Origin of the sequence: Actinospica durhamensis, from assembly GCF_018139695.1 — a bacterium.
GTDB classification, from domain to species: Bacteria; Actinomycetota; Actinomycetes; order Streptomycetales; family Catenulisporaceae; genus Actinospica; species Actinospica durhamensis.
The window spans coordinates 1-14,626 of the sequence record NZ_JAGSOG010000047.1 but is presented as its reverse complement, the minus strand read 5'-3'; the positions used below and the strand labels follow the sequence as shown (position 1 = coordinate 14,626).

The 14,626-nt window shown below is 72.8% G+C and carries 12 protein-coding genes; 5 read left to right on the top strand and 7 right to left on the bottom strand.

Going from position 1 to position 14,626, the window contains the following annotated elements:
- Positions 1-119: 119 nt before the first annotated feature.
- The gene (locus KDL01_RS12390; RefSeq protein WP_212528589.1) at positions 120-1,034 is read left to right on the top strand and encodes a hypothetical protein; all 915 of its coding nucleotides are present in this window, start codon (positions 120-122) and stop codon (positions 1,032-1,034) included.
- 145 nt (positions 1,035-1,179) lie between these two features.
- On the opposite strand, the gene KDL01_RS12385 is transcribed toward KDL01_RS12390, so the two are convergent.
- Genes KDL01_RS12385 through deoC form a run of 3 tightly spaced genes read right to left on the bottom strand, consistent with a single transcriptional unit; the run spans position 1,180 to position 4,569 of the window.
- Positions 1,180-2,172, bottom strand: coding sequence for an aldehyde dehydrogenase family protein (locus KDL01_RS12385; protein ID WP_212528588.1), 993 nt, complete (start codon positions 2,170-2,172; stop codon positions 1,180-1,182).
- Entirely contained in the window at positions 2,165-3,598 is a 1,434-nt protein-coding gene (locus KDL01_RS12380) for an aldehyde dehydrogenase family protein (protein WP_212528587.1), read from the bottom strand. Before KDL01_RS12380 ends, KDL01_RS12385 begins: the two co-directional genes overlap by 8 nt.
- An 8-nt stretch (positions 3,599-3,606) precedes the next feature.
- On the bottom strand, positions 3,607-4,569 hold the full coding sequence (gene deoC / locus KDL01_RS12375; protein WP_368861553.1) for a deoxyribose-phosphate aldolase: 963 nt from the start codon (positions 4,567-4,569) through the stop codon (positions 3,607-3,609).
- Between the two features lie 208 nt (positions 4,570-4,777).
- Between deoC and KDL01_RS12370 the strand changes: the two genes are divergently transcribed.
- Positions 4,778-5,500 (top strand): PH domain-containing protein, encoded by a 723-nt coding sequence (locus KDL01_RS12370; protein WP_212528585.1) that lies wholly within the window; start codon positions 4,778-4,780, stop codon positions 5,498-5,500.
- Positions 5,501-5,587: 87 nt separating this feature from the next.
- Here the strand turns inward: KDL01_RS12370 and KDL01_RS12365 are convergent, their stop codons facing one another.
- From KDL01_RS12365 to KDL01_RS12355, 3 genes are all read right to left on the bottom strand, one after another.
- Positions 5,588-7,303, bottom strand: coding sequence for a phospho-sugar mutase (locus tag KDL01_RS12365; protein WP_212528584.1), 1,716 nt, complete (start codon positions 7,301-7,303; stop codon positions 5,588-5,590).
- Positions 7,304-7,325: 22 nt separating this feature from the next.
- A complete protein-coding gene (locus KDL01_RS12360; protein ID WP_212528583.1) occupies positions 7,326-8,141 on the bottom strand; it encodes a purine-nucleoside phosphorylase in 816 nt (271 codons plus the stop codon).
- A 74-nt stretch (positions 8,142-8,215) separates the two neighbouring features.
- Complete coding sequence (locus tag KDL01_RS12355; RefSeq protein WP_212528582.1) at positions 8,216-9,484, bottom strand: MFS transporter; 1,269 nt, start codon at positions 9,482-9,484, stop codon at positions 8,216-8,218.
- A gap of 93 nt (positions 9,485-9,577) precedes the next feature.
- Here KDL01_RS12355 and KDL01_RS12350 point away from each other — a divergent pair, with 93 nt between their 5' ends.
- Complete coding sequence (locus tag KDL01_RS12350) at positions 9,578-10,981, top strand: NAD(P)H-quinone dehydrogenase (RefSeq protein ID WP_212528581.1); 1,404 nt, start codon at positions 9,578-9,580, stop codon at positions 10,979-10,981.
- 77 nt (positions 10,982-11,058) lie between these two features.
- Positions 11,059-11,661: a GNAT family N-acetyltransferase gene (locus tag KDL01_RS12345; protein WP_212528580.1), complete on the top strand. Its 603-nt coding sequence runs from the start codon at positions 11,059-11,061 to the stop codon at positions 11,659-11,661.
- A gap of 86 nt (positions 11,662-11,747) precedes the next feature.
- Here KDL01_RS12345 and KDL01_RS12340 read toward each other — a convergent pair whose 3' ends face one another.
- A complete protein-coding gene (locus KDL01_RS12340) occupies positions 11,748-13,514 on the bottom strand; it encodes an acetyl/propionyl/methylcrotonyl-CoA carboxylase subunit alpha (RefSeq protein ID WP_212528579.1) in 1,767 nt (588 codons plus the stop codon).
- Positions 13,515-13,745: 231 nt separating this feature from the next.
- On the opposite strand from KDL01_RS12340, the gene KDL01_RS12335 reads away from it, so the two are divergent.
- On the top strand, positions 13,746-14,423 hold the full coding sequence (locus KDL01_RS12335) for a rhomboid family intramembrane serine protease (RefSeq protein ID WP_212528578.1): 678 nt from the start codon (positions 13,746-13,748) through the stop codon (positions 14,421-14,423).
- The last annotated feature ends 203 nt before the right edge of the window (positions 14,424-14,626 follow it).

Below are 14,626 nucleotides of genomic sequence, written 5' to 3'. Positions count from 1 at the left end.
GGGGCGGGGTGACCCGGTGCGACGGTGCGACTGCGCATCTCACGGGTTTAAGACCCCCGCCGACTCTGCAATCCTTGGCGGGTCACAGAAACTCCGACTGCAGGGATATCCACGTTCTCATGACAGAAGCGATCAAGAGGCTGCGTGAACCCGCGGCGCTGGGGGCGGCGCTCTTCGCGGCCCTGTCCGAGCTGTCCGCGGTGATCCTGCTGTTGTTCACGAGCAATGGCAGCTTCTCCGACATCTCGGCCAATGTTGCCGGGAGCCTGCTGAGCTTCCAGGTGGCACTCGCCCTGGCGATCGCGGTGTACCTCGCGAACCACGCCGGCGCCCCGATCGGCAAGGCCAGGCTGGTCACGCTGATCTCGCTGATCTCCGCGCTGGCCGGCGGCCTTTTCGGCCTTGTCGCCTTCTTCGCCGGCCTCGGCGAGCAGGGCGCGAGCGGCACCCAGAAGTTCGCCTACTTCCTCGGCGGGGTGGCCGGCATCGTCGTGCTCGGCCTGGCCGCCTGGTACACCTGGCTGACCTGGCAGTCCGCGCACGCCGCGACCCCGGCTCCGGGCGCCCCCAGCGCCCCGATCGTCGGCGGCTTCCGCAACCCGCAGGCCCCGCCGCCGATGGGCGGCCCGCAGCAGGGCGGCCCGCAGGCTCCGCAGGGCGGTCCCCAGGGCCCCCAGCAGGGCGGCCCGCAGCAGGGCGGGTTCAACTGGAGCCCCGGCCAGGCCAACGACCAGACCGCGTACCTGCCCCCGCAGAACCCGGCGGGTCCCCCGACCCTCCAGGCCCAGCAGTCCGTCACCGGCTCCTTCTCGGTGCCGCCCCCCGGCCAGGGCGGCGAGCGTACCCAGATGATCCCGCCGGTGCCCCCCACCATGCAGGAGTACGCCCCGTCCCCGCAGCCCTGGCAGCCCGCGGGACCCGGCGGCCAGAACACCGTCCCGCAGCCCCCGCCGACCCGGCCGATGCCCCCGCAGGGCCAGGGCCAGGACCCGAACCAGCAGGAGGGCCCGTTCGGGGTCGGCAACTGGCAGTAGGCCCCGACGGACCCCACGGTCCACCCGGTTCCCACGCGGGAGCCACCGCATACGACAGGCCCCGGCGTCGGATCGCTCCGATGCCGGGGCCTGTCGGCGTTGTGCGGCGCCCTCGGCCCTGTGCCGCGGCGGGTGTGACGCCGGATCAGGCGCCGATCGGGTGCCAGACCGTCTTGGTCTCCAGGAACGCCGTCAGCCGCGTCGTGCCCGGGTGCCCGGTCCAGTCGGCCGGCGCCGCGGCCGGGCGCAGTACCCGCTTGAGGTTCTCCGCGGCGGCCCGCTCGAGCTCGACGGCGAAGTCCGCGTCCGCGATCCCGGCCAGGTCGAGCCCGTCCACGTCGAGGTGGTCGGCCAGCGGCTTGCCGAGCTCGGCCGCGCGCCCGGTCAGGATGTTGACCACCCCGCCCGGCAGGTCGGAGGTGGCCAGCACCTCGGCCAGGCTGATCGCGGGCAGCGCCGCGGAGTCCGGCGCCACCAGCACGGCCGTGTTGCCCACCGCGATCGCCGGCGCCAGCACCGAGACCACCCCGAGCAGCGACGGACGCTCCGGCGCGAACAGCGCCACCACCCCGCTCGGCTCCGGCGAGGAGACGTTCCAGAACGGCCCGGAGACCGGGTTCGCGGCCGAGCGGATCTGGCCGATCTTGTCGGTCCAGCCGGCGTACCAGACCCACCGGTCGATCGCCGCGTCCACCTGCGCCGCCGCGGCGGCCTCGGTCACGCCTTCGACCGAGCGCACCTCGGCCACGAACTGCTCGCGGCGCCCCTCGAGCATCTCGGCCACCCGGTAGAGGATCTGGCCCCTGAGGTACGCGGTCGCGCCGGACCAGCCGGAGAACGCGGAGCGCGCCTTGACCACCGCGTCCCGCGCGTCCTTGCGCGAGGCCAGCGCGGCGTTCGCCAGGAACGCGCCGTCAGCCGAGGCCACCTCGTAGCTCCGTCCGCTCTCCGAACGCGGGAACGCCCCGCCGATGTACAGCTTGTACGTCTTACGCACCGTCAGCCGGGCCGTGGCCTGCGCGGTCGCGGTTTCCGCGGGCGCGGTCACCTCGGGCGCCGCAACCTCGGCCGCGGTCCGCTTGGCCGCGGCCTTGGCCGGCGCCGCCGTCTTCTTGGCGCTCTTGTCCTTGTCAGACATCGAGGTAGGCCTCCAGTCCCTGCAGACCGCCCTCGCGGCCGTAGCCCGACTCCTTGTACCCGCCGAACGGCGACGCCGGGTCGAACTTGTTGAAGGTGTTCGCCCACACCACCCCGGCCCGCAGCCGCTTGGCCATGGACAGGATCCGCGAACCCTTCTCCGTCCACACGCCCGCGGACAGGCCGTACGGGGTGTTGTTGGCCTTGGCGATCGCCTCGTCCGGGGTGCGGAAGGTCAGCACCGAGAGGACCGGGCCGAAGATCTCCTCGCGCGCGATCCGGTGCGTGGCCGAGACGTTCGTGAAGATCGTCGGGGCGAACCAGAAGCCCTGCGCGGGCAGCTCGCAGGCCGGCGACCAGCGCTCGGCCCCCTCGGCCTCGCCGGCCGCGGTCAGCTCGGTGATCCGGGCCAGCTGCTCGGCCGAGTTGATCGCGCCGACGTCCGTGTTCTTGTCCAGCGGGTCGCCGAGCCGCAGCGTGCCCATCCGCCGCCGCAGCGCGTCCAGCAGCTCGTCCTGGATCGACTCCTGCACCAGCAGCCGGGATCCGGCGCAGCAGACCTGGCCCTGGTTGAAGAAGATCGAGTCCACGATCCCCTCCACCGCCTGGTCGATCGGCGCGTCGTCGAACACGATGTTCGCGGCCTTGCCGCCGAGCTCGAGCGTCAGCTTCTTGTCGGTCCCGGCCACCGCGCGCGCGATCGAGCGGCCCACGGCGGTGGACCCGGTGAAGGCCACCTTGTCCACGCCCGGGTGCGCCACCAGCCGCGCGCCGGTCTCGCCCGCGCCGGTCACGATGTTGACCACCCCGGCCGGCAGTTCGGCCTGCCGGCAGATCTCGGCGAACAGCAGCGCGGTCAGCGGCGTGGTCTCGGCCGGCTTGAGCACGACGGTGTTCCCGCAGGCCAGCGCGGGCGCGATCTTCCAGGCCAGCATCAGCAGCGGGAAGTTCCACGGGATGACCTGCGCCGCGACGCCCAGCGGCCGCGGGTTCGGACCGTACCCGGCGTACTCCAGCTTGTCGGCCCACCCGGCGTAGTGGAAGAAGTGCGCCGCCACCAGCGGCACGTCCACGTCGCGGGTCTCCCGGATCGGCTTGCCGTTGTCGATCGACTCCAGCACGGCCAGCTCGCGGGCCCGCTCCTGGATGATCCGGGCGATCCGGAACAGGTACTTGCCGCGCTCGGCTCCCGGCATCCGGGACCAGACGCGCTCGTACGCCGTGCGCGCGGCGGCCACGGCGCGGTCCACGTCCGCGTCCGAGGCCAGCCCGATCTCGGCCAGCACCTCCTCGGTGGCCGGGTTCACGCTCTTGAACACCCCGCCGGTGGCCGGGACGAACTCGCCGCCGATGAACAGGTCGTAGCTCGGCTTGATGTCGACGACCGCGCGCGATTCCGGCGCGGGCGCGTACTCGAAGATGCCCATGTGTCTTCTCAGTCCACCGTCACGTAGTTCGGGCCGGAGTAACGCCCCGAGGCGAGCTTCTGACGCTGCAACAGCAGGTCGTTGAGCAGCGAGGAGGCGCCGAAGCGGAACCAGTCCGGATCCAGCCAGCCCTCGCCGAGGGTCTCGTTCACCGTCACCAGGTACTTGAGCGCGTCCTTGCTGGTGCGGATGCCGCCGGCGGGCTTCATCCCGACCTTGCGGCCGGTCTGGGCGGTGTAGTCGCGCACCGCCTCCAGCATCAGCAGCGTCACCGGCAGCGTCGCGGCCGGGCTGACCTTGCCGGTGGAGGTCTTGATGAAGTCCGCCCCGGCCAGCATGGCCAGCCAGGAGGCGCGGCGCACGTTGTCGTAGGCGGCGAGCTCGCCGGTCTCCAGGATCACCTTCAGGTGCGCGCTCCCGCAGGCCGCCTTCACCGCCCTGATCTCCTCGAAGACCTCCGACAGCCGCCCGGACAGGAAGGCGCCGCGGTCGATCACCATGTCGATCTCGTCCGCCCCCGCCGCGACCGCGTACGCGGTGTCGGCGAGCTTGACCTCCAGGCTCGCGCGCCCGGACGGGAAGGCGGTGGCGACCGAGGCCACCCGCACGCCGCTGCCCACGAGCTGCTCCTTGGCCACGGCGACCATGTCCGGGTACACGCATACCGCGGCGGTGGAGGGGCAGGCGGGGTCGGACGGGTCGGGCCGGCGGGCCTTGGCGCACAGGGACCTGACCTTGCCCGGGGTGTCCGCTCCCTCCAGCGTGGTCAGGTCGATCATCCGGATCGCCAGGTCGATGCCCGCGGCCTTGGCCGTGGTCTTGATCGACCGGGTGCCGAGCCGGGCGGCGCGGGCCTCGAGGCCCACCTTGTCCACCCCGGGCAGGCCGAGAAGAAAGCGCCGCAAAGTCGCTTCCGTCGCGGCGGCCCCGCTCGGGTCGGGGTCTGAGTGCGGCTGCGTCGCCGCCTGGATGGAGCTGGTCACGCCTCCACAGTAAACGTTCTCCGAGCGTGCCGTCGCACCCCCTGCCCGCCCGGATCGCGGGGCGGTGGCCCACGCCTGCCGCGCGCTTGCCGGCTCAGCGCGTCGCCGGGCTCCGGACGGTGCTCCACCGCCGTTGCCGAACCGTCGCCATGGGCCGCATGGACCCGCCGGGGGCGGGTGGGGCACAATCCAGATCATGACATCCCCTGCCACTTCGCCACAGTCGGCCGAGAAGCCCACGGTCTACCGCGGCCTCGGCGCGCTGATCGGTGGCGCACTCGTGACGCTGTTCTGCCTCGGCGGGGCGATCGACCTGCTCGTGGAGGAGGGCAGCGCGGACATCATCGGCGCCTCGATCCTGTTCCTCGTGGCCACCCTGGCCTTCGCCTACGGCGTCTTCCCGGCCGCGTTCGCGCACGAGGACCGGCTGGTGGTGCGCAACCCGATGCGCACGATCTCGGTGCCGTGGTCCGCGGTGACGAACCTCACCGCGAAGCTGTCCTTCATCGTGCACACCGAGCAGACCCGCTACACGGTCTGGGCCGTGCCGGTCTCGCTGCGCGACCGGCGCAAGGTCGAGCGCGCCCGCCTGCGCGAGCGCACCCGGCAGCAGCGCGCGGAGGGCAGGCCCCAGCGTGTCGGCGGCTACATCGGCTACGGTGCGCCCTTCGGTTCGGAAGTGGGCCCGCGCCGCCGCGGCGGCGGCATCGAGTCGATCGACCGGCTGTCCTTCGCCGACCAGGCGGTGTCCGAGATGAACGAGCGGATCATGCACTGGAACGACCTGCAGCACGGGCGCCCGGCCGCCGGGGCCTCCGCCGCAGCGCAACCGAAGGTCACGGTGCGCCCGAATGTGGCGACGATCGCGCCGGTGGTCGCCGCCCTGGTGTTCCTGATCGTGGCCGTGATCGTGCACTGAGCACGACCGACGCACGGCGGGGCCCGGATGATCGCGTGATCATCCGGGTCCCGCCGTTTTCGGTGCCGCCGTTGCGCCGGGGCGCCGCTACGCCTCGAGCAGCGGTTGCAGCGACTCCTTGATCGCGGCCAGCCGCTCGGCCGAGTCGGCCTCCAGGTAGCACTTGAGCTTCGGCTCGGTGCCCGAGGGACGCACGATCACCCGCGCGCCGCCCTCGAGCGTGAAGCGCAGCCCGTCCGTCGGCGGCAGCTGCCCGCCCTCGGCCAGGTCCTCGAACCGGGTCACCGCGAGGCCGCCGAGCTCCTTCGGCGGGTCCTGCCGCAGCGTCGCCATGATCCGCGGGATCACGGCGAGGTCGGACACGCGCAGGGAGAGCTGGTCGGTGCGGTGCGGGCCGTACTTCGCGTCGAGGTCGGCCAGCGCGTCGAGCAGCGTCCGGCCGGCCTGCTTGAGCTTCGAGGCGTACTCGGCCACGGCCAGCGCCGCGGTGATCCCGTCCTTGTCCCGCACCGCGCCCGGGTCCACGCAGTAGCCGAGCGCCTCCTCGTACCCGAAGGCCAGGCCGGGCACCTTGGCCAGCCACTTGAAGCCGGTCAACGTCTCCTGATACCCGAGCCCGTGCGCCGCCGCGATCTTCCCGAGCAGGCTCGAGGAGACGATGCTGGTGGCGAAGACCCGCTCCTCGGCCTCGTCGTCCGCCGCCTCGTCCGCCTCCTGCGCCTCGTCCGGCTTCGCACCGTCCCCGGCCGCCAGGTACTCGCCGAGCAGCCCGCCCACCTCGTCGCCGCGCAGCATCCGCCACCCGCCGCCGGGCAGCGGCACCGCCACGGCGCAGCGGTCCGCGTCCGGGTCGTTCGCCACCACCAGGTCCGCGTCCTCGGCCTCGGCCAGCGCCAGCGCGAGGTCGATCGCGCCGGGCTCCTCCGGGTTGGGGAACGCCACGGTGTGGAAGGTCGGATCAGGCTCCTGCTGTTCGGGCACCGCGACCGGCCGGAGGAACCCGGCGTGCTCGAAGGCGTCGCCGAGCACCGCCCCGCCCACGCCGTGCAGCGCGGTGGAGACCACCTTCAGCGCGCGGCGGCGGGCGATCGCGGCGTCCTCGTCCATGTCCGAGGCCTCCACGATGCCCACGGCCCGGTTGAGGTAGGCCTCCAGCAGCGTCTCGTCCAGCGTCTCCCAGTCCTCGCCCTCGCCGTCGCCGTTGCCGCGCGGCAGGGTCTTGATCGACCCGACGGCCGCGATCGCGGCCGCGATGTCGGCGTCCGCGGGCGGCACGATCTGCGAGCCCTCGCCCAGGTAGACCTTGTAGCCGTTGTCCTGCGGCGGGTTGTGGCTCGCGGTGACCATCACCCCCGCGCACGCGCCGAGGTGGCGGATCGCGAAGGCCAGCACCGGCGTCGGCAGCGGCCGCGGCAGCAGCTGCGCGCGCAGGCCGGCCCCGGTCAGGATCTCGGCGGTGTCCCGGGCGAACACGTCCGAGTTCTTCCGCGCGTCGTAGCCGATCACCACCGGCTCCTCGACGTGCCCGTTCGCCTTCAGATACGCCGCGAGGCCGGCCGCGGCGCGGGTGACCACGACCCGGTTCATCCGGTTCGGCCCGGCCCCGAGCTCGCCGCGCAGCCCGGCGGTGCCGAACTCGAGCGTCCCGTCGAAGCGGTCGGCCAGTTCCGCGTACGCCGCCGAGCTGCTGGCCGCGCTCAGCAGCCCCTCCAGCAGCTCGTGTAGCTCGGCCCTGGTCTCCTCGTCCGGGTCCTGATCCAGCCAGGCCTCGACCTCTTCCAACAGTTCGGAGATCTCGCTCATCGTCCTCGTTCCTTCCTACCCGTCAGATCCGGCCGAGGACGTCGCGCAGCAGCGCGCCCATCCGGCTCGCGGCCGCGTTCCCGGTGTCGATGACCTCCTGCGCGCTCAGCGGCTCGCCGGTCATGCCCGCCGCGGCGTTGGTCACCAGGGAGATGCCGAGCACCTCCAGGCCCGCCTCGCGCGCGGCGATCGCCTCGAGCACGGTGCTCATGCCCACCAGGTCGGCCCCGAGTGTCCGCAGCATCCTGATCTCGGCGGGCGTCTCGTAGTGCGGCCCGGTCAGCTGCGCGTAGACGCCCTCGACCAGGGTCGGGTCGACCTCCTTGCACAGCGCGCGCAGCCGTGGGGAGTAAAGGTTCGTCAGATCCACGAAGTTCGCGCCGGCGATGGGGGAGCGCGCGGTGAGGTTCAGGTGGTCGCTGATCAGCACCGGCTGGCCCACGCCGTAGTCCGCGTTGATCCCGCCGCAGCCGTTCGTGAGCACGACGGTCTTGCACCCGGCCGCCGCGACCGTGCGCACGCCGTGCACCACCTTCGCGACGCCGTGGCCCTCGTAGAAGTGGGTGCGCCCGAGGAACACGGCCGCGAGCTTGCCCGACGCCGCCAGTCGCACGCCCCTGATCCGCCCGGCGTGCCCCAGGGCCGCCGCCGCGGTGAACCCGGGCAAATCCGTCACGCTGAACTCCGCCTCGGCGGTGCCCAGCGCGTCGGCCGCGGGCACCCAGCCGGAGCCCATCACCAGGGCCAGATCGGGCACGCCGCCGAGCTTGTCCACGAGCTGCCGCGCGGCCTGCTCGGCCGCCTCGCGCGGGTGTTCGGAAATCGTTTCCTCAGTCACGCGCTAGAGCATACGTCGGACCGTCAGACCCCGGGCGCAGGCACAGCCCGGCGCGCGGCGCGGATCCGGCGCGCTCAGGGCCCTGCCAGCGCGGCGGGTTCGCGCGCGCTCCAGTCCGGCGCGTCGCTCAGCCGCATCGTCCACACGTCCCTGCACGCCAGCGTCGCCAGCACCGTCCCGGTCACCACCACGAACGCGATCAGCTCGGCGTGCGCGGCCCCGAGGTGGGCCGAGAGCGGCCCGGCGGCGAGCGCGCCGAGCGGCATGGCGAGGGTGGAGCCGAGCCCGTCGTACGCGGAGACCCGGGCCAGCCGCTCCGGCCGGACGAACCGGGCCAGCGACACGTTCCAGCTCACCACCAGGCACTCGTTGCACACCCCGGCCAATGCCCACACCGCCATCACCGCCCACAGCGGCCACAGTTCCCCGATGGCGAAACAGGAGAGGCCGAAACTCACCGGCAGCCCCGCCACCGCGAGCATCGGCCGCTTCGGCAGGTAGCGTAGCGCCCCCGCGCCGCCCAGGATCAGCCCCGCCGAGAACGCCGCGTTCAGCCAGCCCCACGCGGCCGGCCCGCCCAGGTGCTGCTGCACGATCGCCGGACCGAGCACGTAGAGGCCGCCGTACCAGCACGCGTTGATCACCAGGTATTCGAGCACGGTCACCCACACCCAGCGCAGCGAGCGGAACTCGTGCCAGCCCTCCCTCAGCTCGTGCCACAGGCCGGGCGCGTCCTGCGGCCGCACGTTCGCCTCCGCCCGCAGCGAGGTCAGCAGCGGCACGGTGCCGAGCATCCCGAACCCGCATACGGACAGCGCCCAGCCCGGACCCACCGCCGCCACCGTCACCCCGGCCATCGCCGCCCCGCCGATCTGGGCGCCGTTCATCACCAGCCGGGAGAGCGCGTTGGCCGTCTGCAGGTCCTCGGCCGGCACGATCTTCGGCAGCAGCGCCATCGACGCCGGCCAGAACAGCGCGGTCCCGATGCCGGTGCAGAACTCCAGGACCAGCATCAGCGGCAGGTTCACCGTGTGCAGCAGCATCAGCAGGCCGAAGCTGCCCTCGCCGAGCGCCACCAGCAGGTTCGCCGCGATGATCACCCGCTGCGGCCGGAACCGGTCCGCCGCCACCCCGCCCAGGAGCATGAACAGCACCGAGGGCACCAGCTGCGCCGCCAGCACGTAGGACAGGTCCGTGGTCGAGCCGGTCGCGTCCAGCACCGCGAACGAGGCGCCCACCAGCGAGAAGGCGGAGGCCAGCGGCGCGAGCAGCCGGTCCCCGAGCAGGATCCTGAAGTCCCGGTGCCGCAGCACGGCGAAATCTCCGCGCGGGGAGCCTGCCATCGTCTACCTCTTCGTTCTCGGGTGCGGCGACCGACGCTAGCGGGGCGCGGCCCTGGCGGGCCACCGATTTCCGGGCCTGCGCCGCATGGGACAATGGGGCACGTGACTCGAATCGTGATCATCGGCGGCGGACCAGGCGGCTACGAGGCGGCACTGGTGGCCGCCCGACTCGGCGCCCAGGTGACCGTGGTGGACCGGGACGGCATAGGGGGAGCCGCGGTGCTCACCGACTGCGTGCCGTCCAAGACCCTGATCGCGACCTCCGATCTGATGACCGCGCTGCAGGACGCCCCCGCGCTCGGCGTCGACAGCGGCACCGTCACCGCGGTGGACCTGGCCCGGATCAACGAGCGGGTGCTGGCGCTGGCCGCCAAGCAGTCCGAGGACATCAGCGAGGACCTGGTCAAGGCCGGGGTCGAGATCGTGCGCGGCTTCGGCAAGCTGGCCCCGGCCGACGGCGCCGCCACCACCGCGGTCGAGGTGGCCGTCCCGAACGGCGAGGACCTGCTGCTCGAGGCCGACGCGGTGCTGCTGGCCACCGGCGCCCGCCCGCGCGAGATGGCCTCGGCCCAGCCCGACGGCGAGCGCATCCTGACCTGGACCCAGCTCTACCGGCTCACCGAGCTCCCGGCCGAGCTGATCGTGGTCGGCTCCGGCGTCACCGGCGCCGAGTTCGCCGGCGCCTACCAGGCCCTCGGCTCGCAGGTCACCCTGGTCTCCTCGCGCGACCGGGTGCTGCCCGGCGAGGACCAGGACGCCGCGCAGGTGCTCGAGGAGGTCTTCCAGCGCCGCGGCATGCGCGTGCTCGGCCGCTCCCGGGCCGCCTCGGCCGTACGCGAGGGCGACCGGGTCGTGGTCACGCTCGAGGACGGGCGCAGCGTCACCGGCACGCACGTGCTGATGGCCGTCGGCTCGCTGCCCAACACCGAGGGCCTCGGCCTGCCCGAGGCGGGCGTGCAGACCACGCCGTCCGGCCACATCCTGGTCGACCGGGTCTCGCGCACCACCGCGTCCAACGTCTACGCCGCCGGCGACTGCACCGGCCTGCTCGCCCTGGCCTCGGTAGCCGCGATGCAGGGCCGCATCGCCGTCTACCACGCGCTGGGTGAGGCGGTCTGGCCGATCAACCTCAAGCGGGTGTCCGCGAACATCTTCACCTCGCCCGAGATCGCCACCGTCGGGCGCACCACCTTCAACGCCGAGTCCGAGGACCCGCGCTTCGACGTGGTCAAGCTGCCGCTGGCGACCAACCCGCGGGCGAAGATGATCGGCTTCACCGACGGCTTCGTGAAGCTCTACGCCCGCCCCGGCTCCGGCACCGTCCTGGGCGGCGTCGTGGTCGCGCCGCGGGCCAGTGAGCTGATCCACTCGCTGTCCATGGCGGTGGACCTGCACCTGACGGTCGATCAGGTGGCCTCGGTCTTCACCGTCTATCCGTCCCTTTCCGGCTCCATCGCCGAGGCCGCCCGCCGGCTGCACAGCGACCACGAGGACTGAGTCCCTGCGGCGCGCCGGGCCCGGCGCGCCACGTCCGGCCGCCGCGCCTGTCGGTGCCGGCGGCTAGCGTGCCCGGTATGGACGTACGCGTGGTGCCCGCGAACGAGGCGGACTGGGAAGAGCTGGACCTGATCCTCGACAAGGCCCGCTGCCACGGCCTGGCCTGCTACTGCCAGCGGTTCAAGATCCCAGTGGGCGACTGGGCCGCCACGCCCGACGACGTGCGCGCCCACCACCTGCGCGAGCAGACGCACGCCGGCGACGGCGCCGCCGCGTCCACCACCGGACTGGTCGCCTACGTCGGCGACGAGCCGGCGGCCTGGTGCAACGTCGAGCCCCGTGCCGCGTTCCCGAACCTGCCGCCCGCCCGCCTGGCCTGGCGGGAACGCGGCGAGGACCCGGCCGACTCCGGCGTATGGGCCGTCACCTGCTTCTTCACCCGCACCGAGTTCCGCCACGCCGGCCTCACCGCGGTCCTCACCGCCGCGGCCGTGGACTTCGCCCGCGCCCGCGGCGCCGCCGCCCTCGAGGCCTTCCCCATGATCACCGAGCCCGGCCGCGAGATCACCTGGGGCGAGATGCACGTCGGCGCCCGCAAGGTCTTCGCCGCGGCCGGCTTCCGCGAGGTCGCCCACCCGACCAAGCGCCGCGTCGTGATGCGGCTCGATTTCAGGGCCTGATATGCGGCATCGCGGCGCGGCGAGGCTCTTGGGGACACGGTTTTCGTCCCCAAGGTTGCCTTGCCGAGCAAGCCGCGATCTATATTTCAGTTCTTGATCTCACAGAGCACGGCGCCCGAGGACACGGTGGCGCCGACCTCGGCCGCGAGGCCGACCACGGTGCCGGCCTTGTGCGCGTTCAGCGGCTGCTCCATCTTCATCGCCTCGAGCACCACGATCAGCTCGCCGGCCGCGACCTGCTGGCCCTCCTCGACCGCCACCTTCACGATCGTGCCCTGCATCGGCGAGGTCAGCGCCTCGCCGGTGGCCGCGGCCTTCTTGGCCCCGGCGCCGCCGCGCTTGGCCGCCTTGCGCCCGCCCGCGGCCGCCGGCGCGCCAGCCGCCAGGCCGAGCCCGGCCGGGAGCACCACCTCGATCCGCTTGCCGCCGACCTCCACCGTCACCGACTCGCGCCCGGCGTCCTCGGCCGCCTCGCCGACCGGGCCCGCGAACGGCGCGATGGTGTTGTCGAACTCGGTCTCGATCCACCGGGTGTGCACGGAGAAGGGCTGGCCCGGGTCGGCCGGGGCGAACGCCGGGTCGGCCACCACCGCGCGGTGGAACGGCAGCGCCGTCGGCATGCCGTCGATCTCGAACTCGGCCAGGGCCCGGCGGGAGCGCTCCAGCGCCTCGGTCCGGGTGCGGCCGGTCACGATCAGCTTGGCCAGCAGCGAGTCGAAGTTCTGGCCGATCTCCGCGCCCTGCTCCACCCCGGAGTCCAGCCGCACGCCCGGGCCGGTCGGGGCGCGGAAGGTGCTCACCACGCCCGGGGCCGGCAGGAAGTTGCGGCCCGGGTCCTCGCCGTTGATGCGGAACTCGAAGGAGTGCCCGCGCAGCACCGGGTCGTCGTAGCCGAGCACCTCGCCGTCGGCGATGCGGAACATCTCCCGCACCAGGTCGAGCCCGGCGACCTCCTCGCTCACCGGGTGCTCCACCTGCAGCCGGGTGTTGACCTCGAGGAACGAGATCGTCCCGTCCTGCCCGACCAGGAACTCACAGGTGCCCGCGCCGACGTAGTTCGCCTCGCGCAGGATCGCCTTGGAAGCCCGGTACAGCTCGTCGACCTGAGCCTGGCTCAGGAACGGCGCCGGGGCCTCCTCGACCAGCTTCTGGTGCCGCCGCTGCAGCGAGCAGTCCCGGGTGGAGACCACGACCACGTTGCCGTGCTGGTCGGCCAGGCACTGCGTCTCCACGTGCCGCGGCCGGTCCAGATAGCGCTCCACGAAGCACTCGCCGCGGCCGAACGCGGCCACCGCCTCGCGCACCGCCGAGTCGAACAGCTCGGGGATCTCCTCCAGCGTGCGGGCCACCTTCAGGCCGCGCCCGCCGCCGCCGAAGGCCGCCTTGATCGCGACCGGCAGGCCGTTCTCGCGGGCGAAGGCCACCACCTCGTCGCTGCCGGCCACCGGATCCGCGGTGCCCGCCACCAGCGGCGCGCCCGCCCGCTGCGCGATGTGCCGCGCGGCCACCTTGTCGCCCAGGGCCCGGATCGCGTCCGGGGACGGGCCGATCCAGATCAGCCCGGCGTCCAGCGCGGCCTGCGCGAACTCGGCGTTCTCGGCCAGGAAGCCGTAGCCCGGGTGCACCGCGTCGGCCCCGGAGTGTGCGGCGGCGTCCAGCAGCTTGGCCACCACCAGGTACGTCTCGGCCGAGGTCTGCCCGCCCAGCGCGTAGGCCTCGTCCGCCACGCGTACGTGCAGTGCGTCGCGGTCCCCGTCCGCATACACCGCAACGCTGCCGATCCCGGCGTCCTTACAGGCCCGGGCGATCCGTACGGCGATCTCACCCCGGTTCGCGATCAGCACCTTACGCACGTGTGGGCTCCTATCACTGCTTATCGAAGTCTCCTTGAGTGTAGGCAAGGCTGAGGCGGGTCCGCGCGGGGGGACCGCACCTGTCCGTACGACCCGGATTTGTACGCACCGCACAAGACCGGCGCGCAGGACGCCGCGGAGCGCTATGGTGCGAAGCGTAGGGGTGTCGGCGAACGGCATCCGTGGGATGGCGTGGCGCATCGGGCGGGGCCGGGCGAGGAGGTGCGGGCGATGTCGTCGAACGTGGTGGTGCGCGGCAGATCCGTGCTCCTGAGTGTACGTACGGCCCTGGTGGTCACGCTCGCGGCGCTGGCCGCGATCTGGCTGGTCCAGGGTTTCAACGCGGCCGACGGCTATCGCCTCGACGGCTCCTTCGGCCTGGTCGCCCGGCACCTGAACTCGCTGCCGCACATCATCGCGGTGCCACTGCTGCACGCCTCGGTGGAGCACATCGAGAGCAACACCGTGCCGCTGGCGGTCACCTGCTTCCTGGTGGCGCTGGACGGCGCGCGCCGCTGGGCCTATGTCACGGCCCTGGTCGTGGTGCTCGGCGGCCTCGGCTACTGGCTGCTCGGCCCGTCCAACGTGGCCGTGGTCGGTGCCAGCGGACTGATCTTCGGCTACCTCGGCTACCTGGTCGCCCGCGGTTTCTTCGCCCACTCGATCTGGGAGGCCGTGTGGCAGATCCTGCTCGGCGTCGCGGTGGCCCTCTACTATCAGTGGACGCTCGTCCTGCTCTATCCGTCCGCCGAGGTCAACGCCATGCACATCTCCTGGCAGGGCCACCTCACCGGTCTGCTCGCCGGGATCGCGGCCGCGATCGTGCTCGGCCGCAGGCTCGGCCGCACCGAGCTGGAGCCGCCGGCCATGCCCCAGGCCGGTCCCGGCTTCCCGGCTCCGTACCTCTAGAGTCACGCTTGGGAGTCGCGGTGAGCCCGAATCCGTAACCGTATCGGCCGACGGCCAACCGTCAGCCGCCCTCGTGCGTCTGGATTCTCAGAGTCTGGTCTGCTCTGGATGCGCAGAGCCCGGTTCGTAGAGTCTTGAGTCCGCACCGCTGGAACCCGCCGCATCGCCCGCCGCTTTCCTTCCCCGCCCGCCGGGCCCTCGAT

What these genes read in the sequence shown, in the direction of transcription:
- KDL01_RS12390 (WP_212528589.1), top strand. Translation starts at nt 120, where the DNA reads ATGACAGAAGCGATCAAGAGGCTGCGTGAACCCGCGGCGCTGGGGGCG.
- KDL01_RS12385 (WP_212528588.1), bottom strand. Translation starts at nt 2,172, where the DNA reads ATGTCTGACAAGGACAAGAGCGCCAAGAAGACGGCGGCGCCGGCCAAG.
- KDL01_RS12380 (WP_212528587.1), bottom strand. Translation starts at nt 3,598, where the DNA reads ATGGGCATCTTCGAGTACGCGCCCGCGCCGGAATCGCGCGCGGTCGTC.
- KDL01_RS12370 (WP_212528585.1), top strand. Translation starts at nt 4,778, where the DNA reads ATGACATCCCCTGCCACTTCGCCACAGTCGGCCGAGAAGCCCACGGTC.
- KDL01_RS12365 (WP_212528584.1), bottom strand. Translation starts at nt 7,303, where the DNA reads ATGAGCGAGATCTCCGAACTGTTGGAAGAGGTCGAGGCCTGGCTGGAT.
- KDL01_RS12355 (WP_212528582.1), bottom strand. Translation starts at nt 9,484, where the DNA reads ATGGCAGGCTCCCCGCGCGGAGATTTCGCCGTGCTGCGGCACCGGGAC.
- KDL01_RS12350 (WP_212528581.1), top strand. Translation starts at nt 9,578, where the DNA reads ATGGGGCACGTGACTCGAATCGTGATCATCGGCGGCGGACCAGGCGGC.
- KDL01_RS12345 (WP_212528580.1), top strand. Translation starts at nt 11,059, where the DNA reads ATGGACGTACGCGTGGTGCCCGCGAACGAGGCGGACTGGGAAGAGCTG.
- KDL01_RS12335 (WP_212528578.1), top strand. Translation starts at nt 13,746, where the DNA reads ATGTCGTCGAACGTGGTGGTGCGCGGCAGATCCGTGCTCCTGAGTGTA.